23 protein-coding genes and 1 tRNA gene are annotated in these 24,809 nt (G+C 43.8%); 18 read left to right on the forward strand and 6 right to left on the reverse strand.

Annotation, left to right across the window (positions count from 1 at the left end):
- The 11 genes from NI462_RS09875 to NI462_RS09925 all read left to right on the forward strand — a co-directional run.
- A partial coding sequence (locus NI462_RS09875; RefSeq protein WP_079279704.1) for an EF-Tu C-terminal domain-related protein occupies positions 1-137 on the forward strand: 137 nt, incomplete at its 5' end.
- Between the two features lie 52 nt (positions 138-189).
- Positions 190-265 (forward strand) — tRNA-Trp (locus NI462_RS09880).
- A 74-nt stretch (positions 266-339) separates the two neighbouring features.
- Positions 340-780: a preprotein translocase subunit SecE gene (secE, locus tag NI462_RS09885; RefSeq protein WP_004278617.1), complete on the forward strand. Its 441-nt coding sequence runs from the start codon at positions 340-342 to the stop codon at positions 778-780.
- 7 nt (positions 781-787) lie between these two features.
- Complete coding sequence (gene nusG, locus NI462_RS09890; RefSeq protein WP_004278615.1) at positions 788-1,321, forward strand: transcription termination/antitermination protein NusG; 534 nt, start codon at positions 788-790, stop codon at positions 1,319-1,321.
- 119 nt (positions 1,322-1,440) lie between these two features.
- Positions 1,441-1,869, forward strand: a complete 429-nt coding sequence (rplK, locus tag NI462_RS09895; RefSeq protein ID WP_004278614.1) for a 50S ribosomal protein L11 — start codon at positions 1,441-1,443, stop codon at positions 1,867-1,869.
- Positions 1,870-1,872: 3 nt separating this feature from the next.
- Positions 1,873-2,568, forward strand: coding sequence for a 50S ribosomal protein L1 (gene rplA, locus NI462_RS09900; RefSeq protein WP_004278613.1), 696 nt, complete (start codon positions 1,873-1,875; stop codon positions 2,566-2,568).
- Between the two features lie 324 nt (positions 2,569-2,892).
- Positions 2,893-3,399 carry a 50S ribosomal protein L10 gene (rplJ, locus tag NI462_RS09905; protein ID WP_004278612.1) on the forward strand — a complete coding sequence of 169 codons (507 nt, stop codon included), beginning with the start codon at positions 2,893-2,895 and terminating at the stop codon, positions 3,397-3,399.
- Positions 3,400-3,447: 48 nt separating this feature from the next.
- Positions 3,448-3,813, forward strand: coding sequence for a 50S ribosomal protein L7/L12 (gene rplL / locus NI462_RS09910; protein ID WP_004278611.1), 366 nt, complete (start codon positions 3,448-3,450; stop codon positions 3,811-3,813).
- 307 nt (positions 3,814-4,120) lie between these two features.
- Positions 4,121-8,209: a DNA-directed RNA polymerase subunit beta gene (gene rpoB, locus NI462_RS09915; RefSeq protein ID WP_253160428.1), complete on the forward strand. Its 4,089-nt coding sequence runs from the start codon at positions 4,121-4,123 to the stop codon at positions 8,207-8,209.
- 153 nt (positions 8,210-8,362) lie between these two features.
- Positions 8,363-12,553 carry a DNA-directed RNA polymerase subunit beta' gene (rpoC, locus tag NI462_RS09920; protein ID WP_004278609.1) on the forward strand — a complete coding sequence of 1,397 codons (4,191 nt, stop codon included), beginning with the start codon at positions 8,363-8,365 and terminating at the stop codon, positions 12,551-12,553.
- Positions 12,554-12,755: 202 nt separating this feature from the next.
- Complete coding sequence (locus tag NI462_RS09925; RefSeq protein ID WP_253160430.1) at positions 12,756-13,121, forward strand: YMGG-like glycine zipper-containing protein; 366 nt, start codon at positions 12,756-12,758, stop codon at positions 13,119-13,121.
- Between the two features lie 57 nt (positions 13,122-13,178).
- Here the strand turns inward: NI462_RS09925 and NI462_RS09930 are convergent, their stop codons facing one another.
- Entirely contained in the window at positions 13,179-13,673 is a 495-nt protein-coding gene (locus NI462_RS09930) for a DUF4442 domain-containing protein (protein ID WP_253145527.1), read from the reverse strand.
- 117 nt (positions 13,674-13,790) lie between these two features.
- Here NI462_RS09930 and NI462_RS09935 point away from each other — a divergent pair, with 117 nt between their 5' ends.
- The 6 genes from NI462_RS09935 (at position 13,791) to NI462_RS09960 (ending at position 20,120) form a co-directional block, all read left to right on the forward strand.
- Complete coding sequence (locus tag NI462_RS09935) at positions 13,791-14,672, forward strand: alpha/beta fold hydrolase (RefSeq protein ID WP_253160433.1); 882 nt, start codon at positions 13,791-13,793, stop codon at positions 14,670-14,672.
- Positions 14,673-14,772: 100 nt separating this feature from the next.
- Entirely contained in the window at positions 14,773-16,137 is a 1,365-nt protein-coding gene (locus NI462_RS09940; RefSeq protein ID WP_195725244.1) for a Na+/H+ antiporter family protein, read from the forward strand.
- A gap of 331 nt (positions 16,138-16,468) precedes the next feature.
- Positions 16,469-17,059 carry an OmpW/AlkL family protein gene (locus NI462_RS09945; protein ID WP_253160436.1) on the forward strand — a complete coding sequence of 197 codons (591 nt, stop codon included), beginning with the start codon at positions 16,469-16,471 and terminating at the stop codon, positions 17,057-17,059.
- Positions 17,060-17,234: 175 nt separating this feature from the next.
- The gene (locus tag NI462_RS09950) at positions 17,235-17,579 is read left to right on the forward strand and encodes a lysozyme inhibitor LprI family protein (protein ID WP_253160438.1); all 345 of its coding nucleotides are present in this window, start codon (positions 17,235-17,237) and stop codon (positions 17,577-17,579) included.
- 163 nt (positions 17,580-17,742) lie between these two features.
- Entirely contained in the window at positions 17,743-19,662 is a 1,920-nt protein-coding gene (gene htpG, locus NI462_RS09955) for a molecular chaperone HtpG (RefSeq protein ID WP_004647318.1), read from the forward strand.
- 194 nt (positions 19,663-19,856) lie between these two features.
- Positions 19,857-20,120 carry a hypothetical protein gene (locus tag NI462_RS09960; RefSeq protein ID WP_071851077.1) on the forward strand — a complete coding sequence of 88 codons (264 nt, stop codon included), beginning with the start codon at positions 19,857-19,859 and terminating at the stop codon, positions 20,118-20,120.
- A gap of 82 nt (positions 20,121-20,202) precedes the next feature.
- Here the strand turns inward: NI462_RS09960 and NI462_RS09965 are convergent, their stop codons facing one another.
- From NI462_RS09965 to NI462_RS09980, 4 genes are all read right to left on the reverse strand, one after another.
- Positions 20,203-21,312 carry a hypothetical protein gene (locus NI462_RS09965; protein ID WP_253160441.1) on the reverse strand — a complete coding sequence of 370 codons (1,110 nt, stop codon included), beginning with the start codon at positions 21,310-21,312 and terminating at the stop codon, positions 20,203-20,205.
- A 92-nt stretch (positions 21,313-21,404) separates the two neighbouring features.
- On the reverse strand, positions 21,405-22,802 hold the full coding sequence (locus NI462_RS09970) for a hypothetical protein (RefSeq protein ID WP_253160443.1): 1,398 nt from the start codon (positions 22,800-22,802) through the stop codon (positions 21,405-21,407).
- 10 nt (positions 22,803-22,812) lie between these two features.
- Positions 22,813-22,992: a hypothetical protein gene (locus NI462_RS09975; protein WP_005267565.1), complete on the reverse strand. Its 180-nt coding sequence runs from the start codon at positions 22,990-22,992 to the stop codon at positions 22,813-22,815.
- A 253-nt stretch (positions 22,993-23,245) separates the two neighbouring features.
- Positions 23,246-23,413, reverse strand: coding sequence for a hypothetical protein (locus NI462_RS09980; RefSeq protein ID WP_253160470.1), 168 nt, complete (start codon positions 23,411-23,413; stop codon positions 23,246-23,248).
- A gap of 410 nt (positions 23,414-23,823) precedes the next feature.
- On the opposite strand from NI462_RS09980, the gene NI462_RS09985 reads away from it, so the two are divergent.
- Positions 23,824-24,024, forward strand: a complete 201-nt coding sequence (locus NI462_RS09985) for a dodecin family protein (protein ID WP_004278594.1) — start codon at positions 23,824-23,826, stop codon at positions 24,022-24,024.
- 66 nt (positions 24,025-24,090) lie between these two features.
- Here NI462_RS09985 and NI462_RS09990 read toward each other — a convergent pair whose 3' ends face one another.
- On the reverse strand, positions 24,091-24,783 hold the full coding sequence (locus tag NI462_RS09990) for a DsbA family oxidoreductase (protein ID WP_253160472.1): 693 nt from the start codon (positions 24,781-24,783) through the stop codon (positions 24,091-24,093).
- Between the last annotated feature and the right edge of the window lie 26 nt (positions 24,784-24,809).

Here is a 24,809-nt window from a genome sequence, read left to right on the forward strand (position 1 = left end):
TGGTTATGCCTGGTGACAACGTTGAGATGTCAGTAGAGCTAATCCACCCGATCGCAATGGACCCAGGTCTACGTTTTGCGATCCGTGAAGGTGGTCGTACAGTTGGTGCTGGTGTAGTTGCTAAAGTAACTGCATAATCATAGAATAAGACAAGCAGGTTGGAGCTTAGGCTCCAACTTGTTGTTTTGCAGGTCAGTAGTTCAATTGGTAGAGCGTCGGTCTCCAAAACCGAATGTTGGGGGTTCGAGTCCCTCCTGACCTGCCAAGTTTCTAAAAAGACGCTTGATGTCGGCAAAATTGGTCATATAATAAGTCGCGAAACCTACGACGAGTACAAAAATGTCGAATGAAAAATCACGCGACGCATTAGGCGAAGCGGCAATTCCTCAAAGAAATAATCCTGCAGTAGATGTAAGTTCTGGTTCTCCATTAGACATGGTTCTATGGGTTATCGCCTTGATTTTATTGGTTGGTGCAATGATGGTAAACCAATATTTACCAGCGTACTGGGCACCTGCGAATGATATTTGGGTGCGCGTTGGGGTGATTTTGGCTTGTATCGTTGCAGCATTCGGTTTATTATACGCCACCCATCAAGGCAAAGGCTTTATTCGTCTGCTGAAAGATGCACGAATTGAGTTGCGTCGAGTGACCTGGCCTACCAAGCAAGAGACGATGTCCACATCTTGGCAAGTTCTTGTTGTAGTCGTAATTGCATCCATCTTATTGTGGTGTTTTGACTATATTTTAGGCTGGTTAATGAAGTTTATTATCGGGTAAGAGAGCTATGAAACGTTGGTACATTATTCATGCCTATTCAGGTTATGAAAAACAAGTGATGCGTTCGCTTAATGATCGAATCCAGCGTAGCGCTGTTGCCGATAGCTTTGGTGAAGTCCTTGTTCCTACCGAAGAAGTGGTAGAAATGAAGGATGGCAAGAAGCGTAAATCAGAGCGTAAGTTCTTTCCTGGCTATGTCCTAGTCGAAATGGAAATGAACGATGATACTTGGCACATTGTTAAAGAATGTCCAAAAGTTTTAGGTTTTATTGGTGGTACGGCTGAAAAACCGGCACCAATTACGCAAAAAGAAGCAGATGCGATTCTTGCGCGTGTACGCAATACTGGCGAAGCACCGCGTCCTAAGACGATGTTTGAACCAGGCGAAGAATTACTCGTGGTTGACGGTCCATTCACCGACTTTAAAGGTGTGGTGGAAGAAGTTCAGTACGAAAAGTCACGTTTAACGCTGACCATTAATGTATTTAACCGACCAACTCAAGTTGAATTGGAATTTCGTCAAGTCGAAAAATCAGTCTAATTTGTATGGGTTGAAAACGCCTGACTTATTTATAAGTCAGGCATTGTTGTTGTAACGGTATCGTTACTTGAAATCATTGGGGAGCCTTCACCGGCGTTTGCACCCAGAGGTAATTTGAAATGGCTAAGAAGATTGACGGCTATATCAAGCTGCAAGTTCCAGCTGGTAAAGCGAATCCATCTCCACCGATTGGTCCTGCACTAGGTCAACGTGGTGTAAACATCATGGCATTCTGTAAAGAATTCAATGCTGCTACACAAAAAGTTGAAGCTGGTCTGCCAATTCCAGTCGTGATCACTGTGTACAACGACAAGTCGTTCACATTCATCATGAAAACTCCACCTGCTGCTGTTCTTCTTAAGAAAGCTGCTGGTATCCAGAAGGGTTCAGCTGTACCTAACAAAACTAAAGTTGGTAAGTTGACTCGTGCTCAAATCGAAGAAATCGCGACTACTAAAGAACCAGATTTGACTGGTGCTGATTTAGACGCACGTGTACGTACCATTGCTGGTTCTGCGCGTTCTATGGGCTTGGAAGTGGAGCTTTAAGACATGGCTAAATTAACTAAACGTCAAAAAGCGATTGTAGCTGCTGTAGAAGCGCACAAAGTTTACACGCTAGAAGAAGCTGTTGCAGTTTTAGAGAGCCTTCCAGCTCCTAAATTCAAAGAATCTCTAGATATCGCGGTAAACCTAGGTGTTGATCCTCGTAAATCTGACCAAGTTGTTCGTGGCGCGACTACACTTCCTGCAGGTACTGGTAAAACTGTACGTGTAGCTGTATTCGCTCAAGGCGCTGCTGCTGAAGCTGCTAAAGCTGAAGGCGCAGACGTTGTTGGTTTCGACGATCTTGCTGAAAGCATCCAAGCGGGTAACCTTGACTTTGACGTAGTAATTGCTGCTCCAGATGCAATGCGCGTTGTAGGTAAACTTGGTACGATCCTTGGTCCACGTGGCTTAATGCCAAACCCTAAAGTGGGTACTGTAACTCCTGACGTTGCTACTGCAGTTAAAAATGCAAAAGCTGGTCAAGCACGTTACCGCGTAGACAAAGCTGGTATTATCCATGCTGCGATCGGTCAAGTAGGTTTTGAAGCTGCTGCTGTTCGTCAAAACGTTGAAGCACTTGTTGCTGACTTAAAACGTTTGAAACCTGCTACGTCTAAAGGCGTATACATTCAAAAGATCACTTTGAGCTCAACTATGGGTCCTGGTTTGATCGTTGATGTAGCAAACGTTTCTAAATAAGTCTCGACTTATTACAGAATTTTAAAGCCCTGAAGATGTCTCCTTCTCCCTCTGGGAGAAGGTCGGGAAGAGGATTAAACCTTTCCCTAGCCCTCTCCTAAAAGGAGAGGGGATAATTTAGGCAAACTTTGAATTGGTAAATGAAAATTTATCAGCGTCAAAGACCGCGGGCGAGGGGAGTTTTATGCTTCTCTCTTAATAGTCCAGCCTGCGTAGACGCGGTGGTGTGATTTGTTCATCCTCCGCGTGTGAGTCCAGTGATGGTCTTGCGAATTGGGAGTGTACTTCGCGTAAGTACATAAATCACCGTTAGGAGGTTTTACAATGGCTCTTCTTATCGAAGGCAAAAAACAGATCGTAGCTGAAGTAGCTGAAGTTGCTTCTACTGCATTTGCTGCTGTTGTTGCTGACTACCAAGGTTTGACTGTAGAGCAGTTAACTACTCTACGTGTTGAAGCGCGTAAACTTGGTGTTACTACACGTATCGTTCGTAACACTTTGGCTAAACGTGCTCTTCAAGATACTCAATTCAATATCTTGAACGACAACCTTGTTGGCCCAACAATCTTAGCTTTCTCGAATTCTGAAGACGACATGGGTGCAGCTGCACGTTTGTTCGAAGAATTCGCTAAAACTAATAAAGCATTTGAACTTAAGGCTGCTGCATTTGATGGCAAACTTTATCAGGGTGCAGAAGTTAGCGTAATCGCGAATCTTCCGAACCAAGAGAAAGCGCTTACTATGCTTGCAAACGTTCTTCAAGCTCCTATTTCGAAATTGGGCCGCTTACTTACAGCGCTTCAAGAGAAAAACGAGTCAGAAGCTGCTTAAGCTCAAACTTAAACACACATCATTCAATACCCATTTGGAGTTAATCTCATGGCTTTAACAAACGAAGAAATCCTAAACGCAGTTGCTGAAAAAACTGTTCTTGAACTTGTTGAACTTATCTCTGCTTTCGAAGAGAAATTCAATGTATCTGCTGCTGCTGTAGCTGTTGCTGCTGGTCCAGCTGCTGCTGCTGCTGAAGAACAAACTGAATTCAATGTTGAATTGACTTCTTTCGGCGCGAACAAAGTTGCTGTAATTAAAGCAGTTCGTGAAGCGACTGGCCTTGGCTTGAAAGAAGCTAAAGACATGGTTGAAGGCGCTCCTGCAGTTCTTAAAGAAGGCGTTTCTAAAGAAGAAGGCGAAGAGCTTAAGAAGAAACTTGAAGAAGCTGGTGCTACAGTTACTCTTAAGTAATTTCTTAAGGGAGCCGGTTTTTTTATAATCGGCTCCAAAAATTGGCTGATGGCTCTTGGGTCATCAGCCTTTTTGCGTTACAATAATCGGCTCGATTTTTGTTTGCATGATATAAAAATCATACAAATTGAAAATAAACATAATGAACAAACGTTTACCAATATTTTTCATTAAAAAATATTGATAAGCGTTTTAATACCACTAAAAATTGCAGCATTTGTAAAGAGTGGTGGCCATATCGGCCAGCGTAATTCCTTCTGAGCCCGTTCTGCAGGCGGGCTTGGTTTACACTTTCCGAGGACTCCAGATGGCATACTCATATACCGAAAAGAAACGGATCCGTAAGAATTTTGGTAAATTGCCTAGCGTCATGGATGCTCCGTACTTGCTCGCGATTCAAGTCGACTCGTACAGAACATTCTTACAAGATGGCAAATCACCAAAAAACCGCGAAGATATCGGTCTCCAAGCCGCATTTCGTTCAGTTTTTCCTATTGAAAGTTATTCTGGCAATGCTGCTTTAGAATTTGTTGAGTATAGTCTTGGTAAGCCTGAGTTTGATGTACGCGAATGTATCCTTCGTGGCTCAACTTATGCAGCACCAATGCGTGTAAAAATTCGTTTGATCCTGAAAGATCGTGAAACGAAGTCAATTAAAGACGTACGTGAACAAGAAGTCTATATGGGCGAAATGCCATTGATGACGGATAACGGTACCTTTGTAATTAACGGTACCGAGCGTGTGATCGTGTCACAATTACACCGTTCACCAGGCGTATTCTTTGACCACGATAAAGGCAAGACTCACTCAAGTGGTAAAGTCCTTTATTCAGCGCGTATTATTCCTTACCGTGGTTCATGGTTAGACTTTGAATTCGATGCCAAAGACCTGGTCTATGTACGTATTGACCGTCGTCGTAAATTGCTTGCGACTGTGGTGCTTCGTGCCTTGGGTTATAGCAACGAAAACATTCTCGACATGTTCTACGAGAAAGTACCTGTGTATCTTGACATGGGTAGCTACCAGATTGACCTGGTGCCTGAACGTCTGCGTGGCGAAATGGCACAATTTGACATCCTGGACAAGGATGGCAAGGCAATTGTTGAGCAAGGTAAACGTATCAATGCGCGTCATGTACGTCAAATGGAAGCTTCAGGTCTTGAAAAACTTGCAGTGCCTGATGAGTACCTGTATGAGCGTATCACTGCTGAAGATATCCCATTAAAAGATGGTGATGTGATTGCGGCCAATACTGTATTAAGCCATGAAATCATGGTGAAAATTGCAGAAGGCGGCGTGAAGCAGTTCAATATTCTGTTCACTAATGATATCGACCGCGGTTCATTCGTTGCAGATTCTCTACGTGCAGATACAACGAGCAATCGTGAAGAAGCATTGGTAGAAATCTACAAAGTGATGCGTCCTGGCGAACCACCAACAAAAGAAGCTGCTGAAAACTTATTCAATAACTTGTTCTTCTCTTCTGAACGTTATGACTTGTCTCCAGTGGGTCGTATGAAGTTCAACCGTCGTTTGGGTCGTCCTTACGAAGTCGGTACAGACCAGAAGTCACGTGAGGTTGAAGGCATTCTCTCGAACGAAGATATCACTGATGTATTAAAAACATTAGTTGAAATCCGTAACGGTAAAGGTGAAGTCGACGATATCGATCACTTGGGTAACCGTCGTGTTCGTTCTGTGGGTGAAATGACAGAAAACCAATTCCGTGTAGGTCTGGTTCGTGTAGAACGTGCTGTTAAAGAGCGTTTATCACAAGCTGAAACTGACAACCTGTCTCCGCAAGATTTGATCAATGCGAAGCCTGTTGCTGCTGCAATCAAAGAGTTCTTTGGTTCAAGCCAGTTGTCTCAGTTTATGGACCAAAACAACCCATTGTCTGAAATCACGCACAAACGTCGTGTTTCTGCGCTTGGTCCCGGCGGTTTGACGCGTGAACGTGCAGGCTTTGAAGTACGTGACGTACATCAAACTCATTACGGTCGTGTATGTCCAATTGAAACACCGGAAGGTCCAAACATTGGTTTGATCAACTCGCTTTCTGTTTATGCGAAATGTAACAACTTTGGTTTCCTGGAAACCCCATACCGTAAAGTGGTTGATGGTCGTGTAACAGATGAAGTTGAATACCTGTCTGCGATTGAAGAAGTAGGCACTGTCATTGCACAGGCCGATTCTGCAATGGATAAAGATGGTAACTTAACAGAAGAGTTTGTATCTGTACGTCATCAAGGTGACTTCGTACGTATTCCTCCTGAAAAAGTAACGCATATGGATGTATCTGCTCAGCAGGTCGTATCTGTAGCAGCGTCACTGATTCCATTCCTAGAACACGATGATGCCAACCGTGCATTAATGGGTTCGAACATGCAACGTCAGGCAGTTCCGACGTTGATTGCTGACAAGCCGCTTGTTGGTACCGGTATGGAAGCGAACGTAGCACATGACTCAGGTGTATGTGTGATCGCTCAACGTGGTGGTCGTATCGAGTTTGTTGATGCGTCTCGTGTGGTTATTCGTGTGAATGAAGACGAAATGATCGCAGGTGAGGCAGGTGTAGATATCTACAACCTGATCAAGTATACCCGTTCGAACCAGAACACTTGTATCAACCAGAAAGTTCTTGTGAACCTGGGCGATAAAGTAGGTCGTGGTGATGTCCTGGCTGATGGGCCATCGACTGATGGCGGTGAGCTGGCACTGGGTCAGAACATGCGTGTAGCGTTCATGACCTGGAACGGTTACAACTACGAAGACTCGATCTTGTTATCTGAGCGTGTACTTCAAGAAGACCGTTTAACATCTATTCATATCCAGGAATTGTCATGTGTTGCACGTGATACCAAACTGGGTGCGGAAGAAATCACTGCCGATATCCCGAACGTGGGTGAAGCTGCTCTATCTAAACTGGACGAGTCAGGTATCGTTTACATCGGTGCAGAAGTAACTGCTGGCGATATCCTTGTTGGTAAAGTAACCCCTAAAGGTGAAACACAGCTTACTCCAGAAGAAAAATTGCTACGTGCAATCTTCGGTGAGAAAGCGGCTGACGTAAAAGACTCATCTTTACGCGTTCCATCGGGTACTAAAGGTACTGTGATTGACGTTCAAGTGTTTACACGTGACGGTCTTGAAAAAGACGAACGTGCTCAAGCAATTGAAAAAGCGCAATTAGATGCATACCGTAAAGACTTGAAAGAAGAATTCAAAATCTTCGAAGAAGCTGCACGTGAACGTGTAATCCGTCTACTGAATGGCCAAGAGTCAAATGGCGGCGGTACAACTAAACGTGGCGACAAACTGTCTGAAGACGTGTTGTCTGGTTTGGAGCTTGTTGATCTTCTTGAAATTCAACCAGTTGACGAAGCGATTGCTGAGCGTTTAACTCAAATTCAAGTGTTCTTGAAAGAGAAGAGCCTTGAAATTGATGAAAAATTTGCTGAGAAGAAACGCAAACTTTCGACTGGCGATGAACTGACGACTGGCGTTCTGAAAGTTGTTAAGGTTTACCTTGCAGTGAAACGTCGTATCCAGCCTGGTGACAAGATGGCGGGTCGTCACGGTAACAAGGGTGTTGTATCTAACATCTTGCCGGTAGAAGACATGCCACACGATGCTAACGGTGTACCTGTTGATATCGTATTGAACCCGCTTGGCGTACCATCGCGTATGAACGTGGGTCAGATTCTTGAAACTCACTTGGGTATGGCGGCGAAAGGTCTTGGCGATCAAATCGACAAGATGATGAAAGAGCAACGTACTGTACTTGAGCTTCGTGATTTCCTAGACAAGATTTACAACAAAGTTGGTGGCGAGCAAGAAGATCTTGATAGCTTGACTGATGAAGAAATCTTGAAACTTTCTGGCAACTTGCGTGCTGGCGTGCCTTTGGCTACTCCGGTATTCGATGGTGCCGAAGAAGGTCAGATCAAAGAGTTGTTACAACTTGCAGGCCTGTCTAGTACTGGTCAGACCGTATTATATGATGGTCGTACTGGTGAGCGTTTCGATCGTCCGGTAACTGTAGGTTACATGTACATGCTGAAACTGAACCACTTGGTTGATGACAAGATGCATGCGCGTTCAACTGGTTCTTACTCTCTAGTAACGCAACAGCCGCTTGGTGGTAAAGCACAATTCGGTGGTCAGCGTTTCGGTGAGATGGAAGTCTGGGCACTAGAAGCTTACGGTGCAGCATATACGCTACAAGAAATGCTGACTGTGAAATCGGATGACGTTGAAGGCCGTACCCGTATCTACAAGAACATTGTAGATGGCAACCATTATATGGACCCGGGCATGCCTGAATCGTTCAACGTATTGACCAAAGAGATCCGTTCTTTAGGTATCAACATTGAACTGAAAAATGGTGACTAATTAGTTCCATTGAATCTCCCCAAACCCCTCTTTGATAAAGAGGGGCTTCCCCCTTAACAAAGGGGGGACTGAGGGGGATTAAAATTCAGTTAAAAAACAATATTTGTGACCCAGTTGTTGAGTGAAAATCTCCACAACACACGGAGAAAAAAATTGAAAGACTTGCTCGATATCATGCGCAAAAAGACGGATTCAGACGGTCATGCTCCTGTAGAGTTTGACCGCATCCGTATTGGTCTTGCGTCACCAGAAATGATTAAGTCATGGTCTCACGGTGAAGTTAAAAAGCCAGAAACCATTAACTATCGTACGTTCAAGCCTGAACGTGATGGTTTGTTCTGTGCCAAAATCTTTGGTCCAGTGAAAGATTACGAATGCTTGTGTGGTAAATACAAGCGTATGAAATACAAAGGCGTCATTTGTGAAAAATGTGGCGTTGAAGTAACAACTGCGAAAGTTCGTCGTGAGCGTATGGGTCACATCGAGCTGGCATCTCCAGTTGCACACATCTGGTTCTTGAAATCATTGCCTAGCCGTATCGGTCTATTATTAGACATGACGCTACGTGATATCGAACGCGTATTGTATTTCGAATCTTATGTAGTGACCGATCCGGGTATGACTCCATTTGAGAAATACCAACTTCTAAACGATGAAGAATACTTCAATGCCTTAGAAGAACACGGTGATGAATTCACAGCGAAAATGGGTGCTGAAGCAGTTCAAGACTTGTTGAAAGACATCGATCTTGAAGCTGAAATTGCGCGTCTTCGTGAAGAAATTCCTGTTACAACTTCAGAAACCAAGCTGAAAAAAGCGTCTAAGCGTTTGAAGTTGATGGAAGCATTCAACGATTCGAACAACAAGCCAGAATGGATGGTGTTAACTGTACTTCCAGTTCTTCCACCAGACCTTCGTCCGCTTGTACCACTTGAAGGTGGTCGTTTCGCGACTTCTGACCTGAACGATCTTTATCGTCGTGTGATCAACCGTAACAACCGTTTGAAGCGTCTTCTTGACCTTGCAGCGCCAGACATCATCGTACGTAACGAAAAACGTATGTTACAAGAGTCTGTAGATGCATTGCTAGATAACGGTCGTCGTGGTCGTGCAATTACCGGTTCGAACAAGCGTCCGCTTAAATCTTTGGCAGACATGATCAAAGGTAAGCAAGGTCGTTTCCGTCAAAACTTACTTGGTAAGCGTGTTGACTACTCTGGTCGTTCGGTAATTACTGTTGGTCCAAACCTGCGTTTGCACCAATGTGGTCTTCCGAAGAAAATGGCACTTGAACTGTTCAAGCCATTCATTTTCGCGAAACTACAGGCCTCTGGTCAAGCAACCACCATTAAAGCTGCGAAGAAAATGGTTGAGCGCGAAACCCCGGAAGTTTGGGACGTTCTTGCTCACGTGATTCGTCAACATCCAGTGATGTTGAACCGTGCGCCAACCCTTCACCGTTTGGGTCTTCAAGCATTTGAACCGATCCTGATCGAAGGTAAAGCGATCCGTCTACACCCACTCGTATGTGCTGCGTTTAACGCCGACTTCGATGGTGACCAAATGGCGGTACACGTACCATTAACACTTGAAGCTCAGCTTGAAGCTCGTGCGTTAATGATGTCGACTAACAACATTCTGTCTCCAGCGAACGGTGAGCCAATCATCGTACCGTCTCAGGACGTGGTCTTGGGCTTGTATTACATCACGCGTGATGCAATCAATGCCAAAGGTGAAGGCATGGTGTTCGCGGATACTCACGAAGTAAACCGTGCACTGGCAACAGGTCAGGTTGATCTACACGCTCGCGTTAAGGCACGTGTACACCAGACTGTGATCGACGAAGATGGTAACCGTGAACAGCAAACCATTATTGTAGATACGACGCCTGGTCGCTGCCTACTTTGGGAAGTTGTGCCTGAAGGTATGGATTTCCAGCAAATTAACGTTGAGATGACTAAGAAAAACATCTCGAAATTAATTAACTCTTGCTACCGTAAATTGGGTCTGAAAGATACTGTTATCTTCGCTGACCAATTGATGTACTTGGGCTTCCGTCAAGCGACGCGTTCAGGTGTATCTGTCGGTATGGAAGACATGGTTATTCCACCGCAAAAACAAGCAATTATTGGTAAAGCGGAAGCTGAAGTTCGTGAAATCGAACAACAGTTCGAACAAGGTTTCGTAACTGCTGGCGAGCGTTATAACAAAGTGGTCGATATTTGGGCGCGTACCAATGACCAGGTTGCTAAAGCGATGATGGACAACTTGTCATTCACGACTGTTAAAAACAAACAGGGTGAAGACGAGAAGCAAAAATCATTCAACTCGATCTATATGATGTCTGACTCAGGTGCCCGTGGTTCGGCAGCTCAGATTCGTCAGTTGGCGGGTATGCGTGGTTTGATGGCGAAGCCGGATGGCTCGATCATTGAAACGCCGATTAAAGCGAACTTCCGTGAAGGTTTGACCGTACTTCAGTACTTCATCTCGACACACGGTGCGCGTAAAGGTTTGGCCGATACAGCATTGAAGACTGCGAACTCTGGTTACTTGACTCGTCGTCTGGTAGACGTTGCGCAAGACTTGGTCATTACCGAGCCGGATTGTGGTACGTATGACGGTCTGGTCATGACTCCGTTCATTCAAGGTGGCGATGTCATCGAAAACCTGGGTGCACGAGTATTGGGTCGTGTGGTTGCTGAAGATGTGAAACGTGTAGGTACAGACGAAGTTCTGCTTCCACGTAATACGTTAATTGACGAGAAATTGGCGACGTTTATTGAAAGCCAGGGTGTCGACGAAATTAAAGTACGTTCAGTCGTGAACTGTGCGTCTACCTTCGGTGTATGTGCGAAATGTTACGGTCGTGACCTAGCACGTGGTCATCAGGTGAACCCGGGTGAGTCTGTTGGTGTAATGGCAGCTCAATCGATTGGTGAGCCAGGTACACAGTTAACGATGCGTACCTTCCACGTCGGTGGTGCTGCGAGCCGAACTTCTGCTGCAAACAGTGTACAAGTTCGTAACCAAGGTACAGTACGTTTCCACAACGTGAAAACAGTACAACATGCCAAAGGTCATTTGGTGTCGACTTCACGTTCAGGTGAAATCGGTATTGCGGATGATTTAGGTCGTGAGCGCGAGCGCTATAAACTGCCTTACGGTGCGTCTATCTTGCTGAAAGATGGCGAAGCTGTAGAAGCAGGCGGTATTGTGGCGACTTGGGATCCGCATACACATCCATTGGTAACAGAAGTTGCTGGTAAAGTACGTTTCAGCCAGATTGCTGATGGCGTGACGGTTACTTCTAAAACTGATGATGCAACAGGTATGTCAACCATCGAAATCTTGCCAGTGACTTCACGTCCTGCGTCAGGTAAAGATTTGCGTCCTGCTGTTGTGTTGGATACCGTTGATGGTGGCGAACAGTTCTACTTCCTGCCACAGAACACGATTCTTTCTGTTCGTGATGGCGAAACGATTGGTGTCGGTGATGTCATCGGTCGTGTACCACAAGAAACTTCACGTACCCGTGATATTACCGGTGGTCTGCCGCGTGTAGCTGACTTGTTCGAAGCACGTAAGCCAAAAGAGCATGCAATCCTTGCAGAAGTGTCGGGTGTTGTAAGCTTTGGTAAAGAGACCAAAGGTAAGAACCGTCTGGTGATTACGCCGGATGATGGCTCTGAGATTTATGAAGAGCTGATTCCGAAATGGCGTACGATTAACGTGTTCGAAGGCGAACATGTGAACCGTGGTGAAACTATTTCTGATGGTCCACAGAACCCGCACGATATCTTGCGTTTGAAAGGCGAAGTTGCGCTGACAAACTACATCGTGAACGAAGTTCAGGACGTATACCGTCTGCAAGGTGTAAAAATCAACGACAAGCATATTGAAGTGATCGTACGTCAAATGCTGCGTAAAGTTGATATCACTGACGGTGGCGATACCAGCTTCATCAAAGGCGAACAAGTGGATTACATCCGTGTTGTTCAGGAAAACCAAGCAGTTCTTGCGCAAAACAAGTTCCCTGCGAAGTTTGAACGTCAATTGATGGGTATTACGAAAGCGTCGCTTTCTACTGACTCGTTCATCTCTGCTGCATCGTTCCAGGAAACCACACGTGTGTTAACTGAAGCGGCTGTAACAGGTAAAGAAGATGACTTACGTGGCTTGAAAGAGAACGTGGTTGTAGGTCGCCTGATCCCAGCGGGTACAGGTTTGGCTTACCACCTGGAGCGTCGTCGTCAAGAAGCAGAAGCTGCAGAATTTGAACTGCACAATGACTTCTCTGATGTAGACCAAGCTCTAAGCCAGGCATTTAACGAAGAATTCTAATTCGAGTTAAAGCTGAGAAAAGAGACGCCTTCGGGCGTCTTTTTTTTGTCTGAAATTTATAAATAAGACATCTTGAACAGAAGAATAATCCATTGATATTTACAAAACTCAGCAGGAATACCGAGAGAAGTAACACGCTACAGATTTTAGTTTCATAAAATGAAGATAAGCTTAATTAAAGCAAGACAGGAAGGCCAAGATCATGAAAAAGTTAATGAGCGTAATGGCTGTTGCAACTATCTCCACTTTTATGTTGGCAGGCTGTGAAAATATGTCTGCTAAAGATCAGCGTATTGGCGCAGCTGCGCTCGGTGGTGCAGTGGGTGGTGGTGTAGGTAACAGAGTAGGTGGTGGTGTTGGTGCAGCAGTTGGCGGTGGTGCCGGTGCAGCAGTCGGTAGTAAAGCTCAAGGTGGTTCAAACCGTAATGCGACCTATAGTGGTGTCGGTGGTGCTGTAGGTTCTGCAGTGGGTAAAAGCATCTTCGGTGGTAACGCGGGTGCTGCAATTGGTGGTGCAATCGGTGGTGGTGCCGGTGCTGCGATTGAACAGGATAACCGTCGTCGTTAAGTCGAAAGTCATTTCAGATTTAGCTAGATTTAAAAGCGCCAATGTGGCGCTTTTATCTTATTTAGGAGCGTTAATTTTCCCTTTGCTCTGTTTCCGCCGGATATATACCGTTTTTTCTACTTCGGCAATTCTGACCCCGGCTTCATCATAAATATTCAGCTGATAATGCCGATACACTGGCGCGTTGTCAGTCGCCAGATTGATAATCGTGGCAATTTCTTCAGCAGAAATCCGAATGTCTGCTACCACTGTACCGCGACCCGGTGCCAAAAACTGAATGCTGGCGCCTTTATCCCAGACCAGGTATTTCGGCCCCAAATGATGCATCAGCAATAACATATAAAAGGGATCGACCATTGAATACAGGCTGCCACCAAAATGCACACCGACAATATTCTGGTTCTTACGGGTCAGCGGCATTTTGACCCGAACGTGATAATTATTAAAATCAATCTTATCAATTTCAATGCCTGCACCACGATAAGGGGCATAGCGGTTCAGAATAAATTTTGAAACCAGAGGCAGTTTTTGAATTTTCTGGAATAGGCTCATACTGACATTCTTTTTGCGGCTGTGATTATGCATACTAGAGCAACAAAAATGCGCTGGCATTGATCAATCATGCCGATTTATAAACTAAGTGGTCAATAACAAAAACAGGATCAAAAGATGGAAATGCACATGCAATGGGTCGATACCACGGATCAGCAGCGTCTTTGTGTCAAAACTTATGGACAATCCGAACAACCGGCATTGGTGCTGGTTCACGGCTATCCCGATCATCAGGCAGTTTGGGAGCCAGCCATTGCTCATTTGAGTCAGGATTATTTTGTGGTGACTTATGATGTCCGGGGCGCAGGGGAGTCCAGTATTCCCAAAAAAATCTCCGATTACCGCTTGGCCCGTTTAAGTCAGGATCTGGAAGAGGTGGTGAATAAGGTATTGCCGAATCGAGCTTTTCATCTGGCTGCGCATGACTGGGGCTCAATTCAGTCCTGGGAATCTGTCACCGATCCACGCTTTAAAGGGCGAATTCTGTCTTATAGCACCTTATCTGGGCCATGTCTGGATCATGCCGCTTTCTGGATGTGTGAACAGTTCCAGCAAAACAAAGCAAAATTCTTAAAGCAAATGAGCAAGTCCTGGTATATCGCGATGTTTCAGTTGCCCTTGGTGGCGCCATTGGCCTGGAATTTTTTTAATCCGCAGCGTTGGGGCAAGATCGTGCAGCAACTGGAAAGACACGATGATCTGCCACTCAACCCGCATATTGTCAAAGATGGCAAATATGGTGTGAACCTGTATCGGGCCAATTTTTTGCCACGCTTAGCTCAACCACGGCAGCGTTTTGCCATCTGTCCGGTACAGGCGATTGTGCTGAAATATGACCAGTTTGTCGGGCCAGATCTGGTTGATGAAATGTCAAAATGGGTGGATGATTTCTCCAAAGTAGAACTGGCTGCCAATCACTGGGCGATCCTGAGTCAACCGGAGCAAGTGGCTCAATTGATTGATGAGTTTATTCAGCGTAAATCTGCTGACATTCATTGACAGGCCACTCCGCGAAACATGAACCGACCAGAAAAAAGTGGCGGAATTTTTATCCGCATTTTCTGATAAAATAGCCGCTTTCTCTCTATTCCGATTCATTATGTTCGCAATTCTTGCTGCTATTGGAGTCATGTTCGGACTCTCGTTGGCACGTGTACCTGTGGTTTTTGCCCTGGTCATTGGTGCTGTTACAGGTGGTTTATTGGCAGGTCTAGGCCTGCAGGGAACCTTGGATGCGTTTAACAATGGCTTGGGTGGTGGTGCTAAAATTGCCTTGGCTTACGGTATTTTAGGTGCATTTGCTTTGGCTCTGGCACGTTCGGGTTTACCGGATTTACTGGCTTATAAAATGATCAGTACCTTAAAAGGTGAGGCCGATTTTAAAGCGCAAAACCGGGTGAAATATCTGATCTTTTTCACAGTTGCTATTGCTGCCGTGTTCTCGCAGAACGTCATTCCCGTGCATATTGCCTTTATTCCGGTACTGATTCCGCCACTATTGGCTGTATTTAACCACTTAAAGCTCGACCGTCGTTTGATTGCCTGTTTGCTGACCTTTGGTCTGGTAGGCACCTATATGCTGATTCCGGTCGGTTTTGGTGCCATCTTCCTGAATGATATTCTGGGTCATAACATCAATACTTTTGGTAAGCCATATGGATTTGAAATTAGCTATGACCAGATTCCATCTGCGATGGCAATTCCAGTATTCGGTATGTTTGTGGGCTTATTGGTGGCGATCTTTATTAGCTATCGCAAACCACGCCAATATCAAGATATTCATGTCCAAGAGCAGCAAAGTATTTCTGCTGAACTGGGTGTGGCTGAACAGGTTAAACCGCAGATTGCCAAATTTACCATCTGGATGGCAGGTCTTGCAGTTATTGCCACATTGGCGGTACAGCTTTATTCAGACTCGATGATTCTGGCTGGTCTGGTGGGTGTCGCAATCCTGAGTTGTGCCGGGATCTTTAAATGGAAAGAAGCGGATGATGTGATCATTACCGGTATGCGCATGATGGCGCTGGTTGGTTTTATCATGATTGCAGCACAAGGTTTTGCCGCGGTGATTGAAGCGACTAATCAGGTACCAACCTTGGTTGAAGCATCAGTGAACTGGATTGGTAATAGTCAGGCACTGGCCGCATTTCTGATGCTGTTGATTGGTTTGCTGATCACATTGGGTATTGGTTCGTCTTTCTCAACCATCCCAATTCTGGCGATTATTTATGTTCCGCTGTGTATCCAGTTTGGTTTTAGCCCGGCTGCAACCATTGCGATTATCGGGACTGCGGCAGCTTTGGGTGATGCCGGTTCTCCAGCTTCGGATTCAACTTTAGGCCCAACTTCGGGTTTAAATATGGATGGTCAGCATGACCATATGAAGGATAGTGTGATTCCAACTTTCATTCACTTCAATATTCCGTTGATGATTTTTGGCTGGATTGCAGCCATGGTTCTGTAAGTCAATTTCAATCTGCTCTGATATCTATTAGAGCAGATTTATCTGGATTTAAAATAAATAATAAGATGTATTTAAAATATATGTTTAAATAAAAATTAATATAAACCTGATTATTTTACTCTGAATAAAACCATATTTATCTGATTAATATACTTGGTATTCAAAACCAACCAATCTGGTCAATTTAAAATAAATTATCTTATAAATCATAATCTTAAATAATAATTAAAAATTAGTTTTATAATACTTATTGCATATTATTTTTCCTCGTGTTTATTATTAATTAAGATTTATTTTCTTAATAATTATTCTTCCTGTGGGGTATTTTAAAATGTTAAAGCAAGCTGCTCTAATTGCATTAATGGGTCTTTCTGCATCTGCGATGGCAGGTCAATGGCAGGTGAAAGTTGGTGCCAGTTCTTTAGCACCATCAAGTGACACTGAAATTGCACCAGGTTTAGTCGTAGAAGCCGATCAGGAATATGGCTTTACGCCTTCGGTTGAATACTTCTTTAATGACAATATCTCGGCAGAATTATTATTGGCTACCCCGTTTAACCATGACATTTCTCTTCAAGGTGTAGGTAAGGTGGCTAAGATCAAACATCTGCCACCCACAATTACCGCTAAATATAACTTTAAAAATGCAACACGCTTTACACCATATATTGGCGTAGGTGGCACAGCTTTTATTGCTTGGGATGAAGAAGGCCTGGCTAAAGACGTGAAAGAAGAGTTTGGTTTGGCAGGTCAAGTCGGCTTTAATTATCAGCCAGCCGATGCCAAAAACTGGGGAGTATTTGCTGACGTGCGCTATGCAGATTTGAGTCCTGAAGTGACTTTAGATGATGCTGATAATACTAAATTCGACTTGAATATTGATCCTTGGGTTTACACGATCGGTTATAGCTACAAGTTCTAAATTCTAGCCTTACTCAACAAAAAAGCCTCATCTTGAATGAGGCTTTTTTTTCAAAATAACAACGATTTATAACTTATTGAAATTGAGCAGATCGGCAATGTTCAACTATATTAAAACGAATAAAGTAAATATTAATTGAATACGACTTAATAATTGAATAATAAGGAAGATCAGCATGAAGTTTTTAAGCCAAGGTATTGTGATCTTCTTCAGTCTGCTGGCAGGGTCTGCCTATGCGGCAAGTTTTGATTGTCAGAAAGCTGAAACCATGACAGAGAAAGCGATTTGTGAACATCGCCTGCTGAATGATGCCGATGTCAAGATGAGTACCAGCTATCATATTTTACGTCGTATGGTGCCTATGGGAACCCGCTCGGTGATCCAGCGTGATCAGGTGAAATGGCTACAGTTCCGTGACCGCTGTCAGGAATCTGTGTCCTGTCTTAGTCAGGTCTATAATATGCGTCAGCAGCAAATAGACCTGCAATTTCAACGTATTTATAAGCTTGGGCCTTATTAAGCCTTAAACCTAAGCCTTTACAAATCCAAGTCATTTTAGATCAAGAGATCCTTTATAAAATATCTTGAGAAAAAATATACAACTGGCTATTGAAAATTTAGTAACTCACTCCATTCATATAGGCAACAGTATTGACCTGTATTTAAAATAAAAGGAGTGATTAATGAGCGAGTCTAGCGCACAAAAACATAGTTTCCAGGCTGAAGTGGCTCAGTTACTACATCTCGTGACCCATTCGCTTTATTCAAACCCTGAAATTTTCCTACGCGAATTGATCTCGAATGCCTCAGATGCATGCGACAAATTACGTTTTGAAGGGATTAACCATCCCGAATTTTATGAAAATGATCCGGATCTGCGCGTTCGTGTCAGTCTGGATGCAGACAATAAAACCATTACCATTTCAGATAACGGGATCGGCTTAAGCGAACAGGAAGCTATTGATAATTTAGGGACTATTGCCAAATCAGGCACCAAAGACTTTATGTCCAAACTGACCGGCGATCAAAAGGCTGATGCCCAGCTAATTGGCCAGTTTGGTGTCGGTTTCTATTCCGGTTTTATTGTGGCTGACAAGATCACGGTAGAGTCGCGTCGTGCTGGCACAGATGTCTCTGAAGGGGTGCGCTGGATCAGTGGCGGAACCGGTGAGTTCGAAGTTGAACAGATCACGAAACAAGGACGTGGTACCGATATTATTTTGCATCTCCGTGACGATGCGCTAGATTATTTGCAAAGCTATAAAGTGAAGCAGATTATCAATAAATATTCAGACCACATCAGCCTGCCAATCCAGATGCAAAAAGAAGTCTGGCAGGAAGAAGAAGCGGCTGAAGGTGAAACGTCTAAAGGTGGCCAATATGTCAAAACCGATGAGTGGGAAGCCATTAACTCAGCCAGTGCATTATGGACTCGTAACAAGTCTGAAATCACTGAAGAGCAGTATGTCGAGTTCTACAAGAACTTAAGCCATGATTTCGCAGCGCCATTGGCCTGGGCGCATAACCGGGTTGAGGGCAGCACTGAATATACCCAGTTGTTATATATTCCAAGCAAAGCGCCACATGATATTTTCACCCGTGAATCCAAAGCGGGTATCAAACTGTATGTGAAACGTGTGTTCATTATGGATGATGCAGATAACCTGATTCCAAACTACCTGCGCTTTGTGCAAGGTGTGGTGGACAGTGCCGATCTGCCATTGAACGTCAGTCGCGAGTTATTACAAGAAAGCCGTGATGTCAAAACCATCCGTGAAGGCAATACCCGCCGTATCCTGACCATTTTGGATAATCTGGCTAAATCTGAAGATGAAAAAGATCAGGCAAACTTCAAAACCTTCTATCAGGAATTTGCTTCAGTATTGAAAGAAGGTCTGGGTGAAGATTTCAGTAACCGTGAACGTATCTTGAAACTGCTGCGTTATGCAACATCAAACAATGACGAGGTCAGCACGTCATTGGCAGACTATAAAGCACGCATGAAAGACGGCCAGAAAGCCATTTATTATGTGACTGCAGATAGTCTGAATGCTGCGAAAAATTCACCGCAACTGGAACTGTTCAAGAAAAAAGGCATTGAAGTTCTGTTGATGACTGAACGCGTGGATGAATGGGCGATGAACTTCGTGAATGAGTTCGATGGTACGCCTTTGCAAAACGTGTCGAAAGGTGCAGTTGACTTAGGTGACCTTCAGGATGCCGAAGAGAAGAAAGCCCTTGAAGAAGCCGCAGCCCAGTTTAAACCGGTGGTGGATAAGTTGACGGATTCATTAAAAGACAAGACCAAAGAAGTGCGGGTGACGACGCGTCTGGTCGATTCTCCGGCTTGTCTGGTGACTGGAGAAGGTGAGTTGTCTCCGCAGCTGATTCGTATGCTGAAAGATGCAGGCCAACCTGTGCCGGATATCAAGCCGATTTTGGAAATCAACCCGGAACATCCGTTGGTGAAAAAACTGGATGGCTCGGCGCAGTTTGATGATCTGGCCAATGTGATCTTTGACCAGGCAGTGATTGCAGAAGGTGGATTACCAGAAAATCCTGCTGAATATGTCAAGCGGATTAATAGCTTGCTGCTTGCTTAACTGGTGATGTGTTGAATGAGAAAATCCCTCTTCGGAGGGATTTTTTATGCCTGCTTCATTTTTCATTTCTAGAAATGATCTGGAAAAACGATAGTGACGATAAAAAAATCCCTGCGGATTTTAAATCTGAATTTTAAATTAATAATGGTTTTTTGATTTATAATTGCGATCATTAAGTAAGGAGAGAGAATGTTATGAAATCTAAGCTGATGATCAGTATGGGCGCTGTAATCCTGATGTCGATGAGCCAGTTTAGTCTAGCGGCACCTGCTGCAGAAAAAGTGGTACGCACAGATCGCATTAGCTTTTATAAAACAGCAAAAGTAAACGTAACAAAACCGAAACGTGTACAACGTAGCGATCATATTCGCTTCAATATGCCGGTGATGGAACAACCCTCATTGCAGCAAAAACGTGTGCTACGCAGTGATCGTATTATCTTGAATAAAACCAGCTAATACTTGCCACGCTGATTGCCTCAGTAATATTGAAAAAAGCCCATGAATGATGGGCTTTTATTATTTTCTAGTATCAGTCAGTTTAAAACAACGCTTCTAAACGTACCAAAGCCCCGACATAGTGATCACGATCTTCGCGATGATCATTCAAATAGTTCAGGTCGGTCTGGACAAAAAACCATTCACGTAAAAAAGGTTGTCTCCACGACACATAGGGGCCCCAGCGATTAAGACGCAGATCCTTGTCATTCAGATAACCACCGGTATAAATGCCGTAACTAAAACGGTTGTCCTGAAAAAACTGATGTTGCCTAAAGGTGTAGTTGTCCCAGGTCAGATCGTCGTCTTGATCATCTGCATAAGTCAGACTAAGCTGATTGGAGAAAAAGGCCTGATTGGGACGGGCATGGATCAGCTCCAGATTGGTCCGTAAATAGTTTTCACTTTGAATGCCATAGCGATAAATCTGTTCGGCATGAAAAGAGTAGTCATTTTCTAGTGTCCAGTCCTTACTGGCTTTGACACGCAGATAAATATCATCGCCAGAACGTAGGCCCAGATCGAGATCGGTTTCGAAAGGAATGCGATCTGACCATTCAGACCAACGTAAGGCAAAAGAGCTGTTATCTTCACGTGCACGTTTAGTATCCAGACGCTTATCTCCGGAAGTGGCAGGATTTTCATTGGTAATCGCAACATTGCTGTCTAATTCATTATCCAGACTGTCATCACCAAAAACCACACTCAGCTTTTGTTCCAAGGTCGGAAGCTTAATCTTGCCGCGGATTCGGGGCTTAATCTCATAGCCTTCATATTCATCCCAGCGATTATCTAGAATGATCCGTAATGTGGCTGCAGCTGGCTGATCCGGATCGGTTTCACCAAACCAGTTATCAATTTTATGCGCAGTACGATCGGCCCATTCGCGGATGCCTTTCTGCTTTTGATCCGCCCATGAATAATTTTCTGTCTCTAGCGTGGATGGAACAATGGCGACATTTGATTGCTCCGGCAGAACCGTGGGTGTTGCATCGATCAAACGTGGAATCTGATCCAGCAAGCCTGATCGGCTTGGCTCTATATTCGTTGGACTGGCAGGAGCAGTTGTGACTGAATTGGCCCAAGACATGCTACCACTCATTCCTAAGCCCAGAGAGAGCAGTAAAATTTGAGTAATCCTGTTTATTTGCATGAGATATTTGTTGCTCTTGTATTCTTATATTCAGCTGTAGTTTTCTAAAAAACGGCCTTAAAAAGCAAGTTAAAGCTACAAAATAACAGCAATTATTCAATCATTTGAGCCTGAATTTCTCGATAAAGCTCTAATACCCGAATGGGTTGTGGCATTGTTAAAATAATATTGTGAATATTCTGCCAATTGAGCTGTTTGTCGCGTTGCAGCAAGATGTATGGATAGGCCAGCTCATCCTCTGCGAGAGAGATGTGTTTTTCACCATGAATCACTCGGATTTTTTGATGTTCCTGTAGCAAAAGCACTGGGGTAGAAAAATCCGCAGCAGCTTCTTTAAACGAGATAAATTTCTGCTTTTGAATGGACTGTGCGGGTATAAATGGATGGTAATCTGGCTGTGTCCAGACTGTTTCAGCCTGCTGCAAGTAAGCCGTTGAAAAAAAATCGAGTTGCATGAACCTGGTGCTTATAACAGACCACGCCAGTGATTTAATCGCCGCAGCCTGGCGTTGATGATGGCTGAGCCAATGTTGAATACAATAGTGAGCCTGCAACTGACTCGGTACCCCTAAGAGCATCAGATATTTAACAAACTGGCCTTGCAGATTCAGTTGTTCAACCAAATAGACCTGACGTGCCTGCCAGTTATCTTCTGCCGCATAATACAAGGTGATATCCAGATAGGCAGGATGCTCGATATTCTCAGTCAGTTCTAAAGCACAGAGTCGCTGGATATTGGTTTCTTCTAAGCCTAAAGGGTGTACATGGGTGTTTAGTTCGCCTAGTTGAATCTGTACAGGGAATTGAATCAATTCGGAGGCTGTGATCTGTTCTTGCTGAATGGTCGTTTCAGCTTTGAGCTGAGAATCGGGAGTCTCATATACAGGGGGTACCTGTATGGGTAACTCATCTGAGCGATGTAGTTCTAGCGCATGGATTCTTGCCCTCGGCCGTCCCCGATGATATCTGGTTGTTTCCACAGCTTTTAATCTAGTCTCAGCTTCGTTTAAGGATAAGGCCGGAACGATCAAGGGGGGATCCTGTTTTAGGCAAGCAGACCGCTGCTGTTGTTGTAATAGCCAGATATAACAGTGTTGCAGTTCAGCCCATTGGCTGTGCAGGGCAGGAGATTGGGGAGCCGGAATCAGCCAGATTTGCCAGCCACGTTCAGGATGATGTAAAACTGCCCAGCCTGAATCCGGATGGGCATACAATGCTTGTTCCAGCGCCAAGATTTCGGTGAAATAGCCACGAAAGCTTAAATGATAAGATGTGTTAGCAGAAAATTGGTAGGCGACAAGTTCAGGCTGAGTGCGGGCTTTAAATGCTGAAATCTGGGTTTTGAAAATAGGCTCATCACACAGATTAAAAATATCGCGTATTCTTTTTTTAGAACGGGCAATTTCATATAAAGGCAGGACTTTATGCTCCAGTTGCTGCGCCAGTCCATATAATTCTTTAATTAAGTGTGCTTTTTCTAAAGCATTCATTTTTTGATCTCTAGAGATGTTTCAGTGCTTTATCTAGGGTTTGTGCCAGTACGATGTTAACCGCCAGCTCGACCAGTCTGTATTCAGCAGAATTCGAGTCGGTATAGCTTTCTGCCATTTCAATTAAATAATCAATAGAAACTGACTGAGGCAGAATTTTGCCCTGTACCAATGCCTGAAGTTCATGCATAACTAAATTTTCTTATCATTGATCTATTTATATTGCTGCAATTATAAGCAGAGATCACATAAAATAGTGATCTATTTTGAGTGTTATATAAACAAATTTTTTTAATTAAAAGTGATAAAAATCAATAGAAAAAACTAGAGTGGGAAATGATCGACATTTTTAGAGTCGTGCATCTTTCACACTGAATGTGTTCAATATGATCAAAAAAACAGGCTGAATCAATCAGCCTATTTTAATGAAAAACAGCTTTGTATTAAGCCGTTTTTTCAGTTGCTACAGGCGCAGCATCTGCATTTACTGTTTCAGCAGGTACTTTAGTCGCTGGAAAGTCTGGCAGATGAACCACTTGCGCCATTTGTGCAGACGCTTGAACAGAAAAAGCCATAACGGTTGCTGCGAAAGCAAATTTAAGAGCATTCATAGGATGACCTTTAATATCAGAGTGTTCAATGACTTGAACATAGGAGAGTATTTAAACTTAATTCGGGTGAAATAATAGCAAATAAGACTTAATAGAAAATGATATATTCGGCAAATTCAGGTAGTAAATTTTAGATAAATTACTCTATAAAACAATAAATTAGTATATTTGCTCTAGTTTGATTTGTGTGGTTTTACACGGCTTTATACTTTATTTTAGCGATGAAAATCTGGACTTAATCGAGTGCCAAAACAAGCGGCGATGTGTTTTCGATCTGCCAATTTAAAACTGAATTTCGAGCTTTGTTCAATCCATGTAAGTTTTTGCTATCGCTTGTTTACCAGCTGCTGCAATCTTCTAAGAATGGACTAAGATGGAATTCCATTCATTTTCATGCTGAGAGTTTTATTATGGCAATTGCAAAAGTGGTAGAAGTCAATTCAAGCAGCAATAAAAGCTTTGAAGATGCGATTCAAACGGGCATTCAAAAAGTCACGGAAACGGTCAAAAATGTACAAGGTGCTTGGATCAATGAACAGAAGGTTGTCATTAAAGAAAATAAAATCACGGAATATCGTGTCAATTTAAAAATTAGTTTTCTGGTTGATTAAGCGAATGCCATTCAATAACAAATAAAAAACCCCATTTAAAATGGGGTTTTTTTATTGAACGTTGTTTTATTCAGCTTGGTCTGGCGTGTCACACGTTTCTGTTGAGCACTGTGCTGCCTGACTATTGGTTGAGGTATCGAGCGCTTTTTCAAATACTTGCAGGAAAACTTCTTTAGGCTGCGCGCCTGCTAGTGCCACACGTTGATCAAAAACAAAGAAAGGTACGCCGGTCACTTTGAGTTGTTCGTGTGCCACTTCCTGGTCGAATTTGACGAAATCAGCATATTCTTCCGAATCCAACAGGTCATCGACTTCGACCGGATTCAGGCCAATACGCGCTGCAACATCTTCCAGTGTTTCACGTTCTCCAATCGCCAGACCTTGGGTCATATAGCTATAGAAGAATGCTTCCTGTGCTTCATTGCCCAGACCTTTGCTTTGCGCCAGGTGAATCAGGCGATGCGCATTAAAGGTATTGCCTGAATTGGCACCTTCCCAGTTAAATTCAATACCTTCGACTTTGGCCATTTCAGCAATATTGCGCTGCATCTCTTCGACTTCTGCCACGGTGCGGCCATATTTTTGCGCCAGACGCTCAGAGTTGGAGACTTCCTGACGTACCGGTGCTTCAGGATCGAGCTGGAAACTGTGCCAATGTACTTCTAGCTCAATACCTGCTTCTTGTGCAGCAGCTTCTAAACGTTTTTTACCAATATAGCAGAAGGGGCAAACCACATCTGACCAGATATCTACGCGCATGTCATGTCTCTAATTTTGCTCTTGTG

Source organism: Acinetobacter lwoffii (assembly GCF_024129715.1).
In the GTDB taxonomy this organism is placed as follows: Bacteria; Pseudomonadota; Gammaproteobacteria; order Pseudomonadales; family Moraxellaceae; genus Acinetobacter; species Acinetobacter lwoffii_U.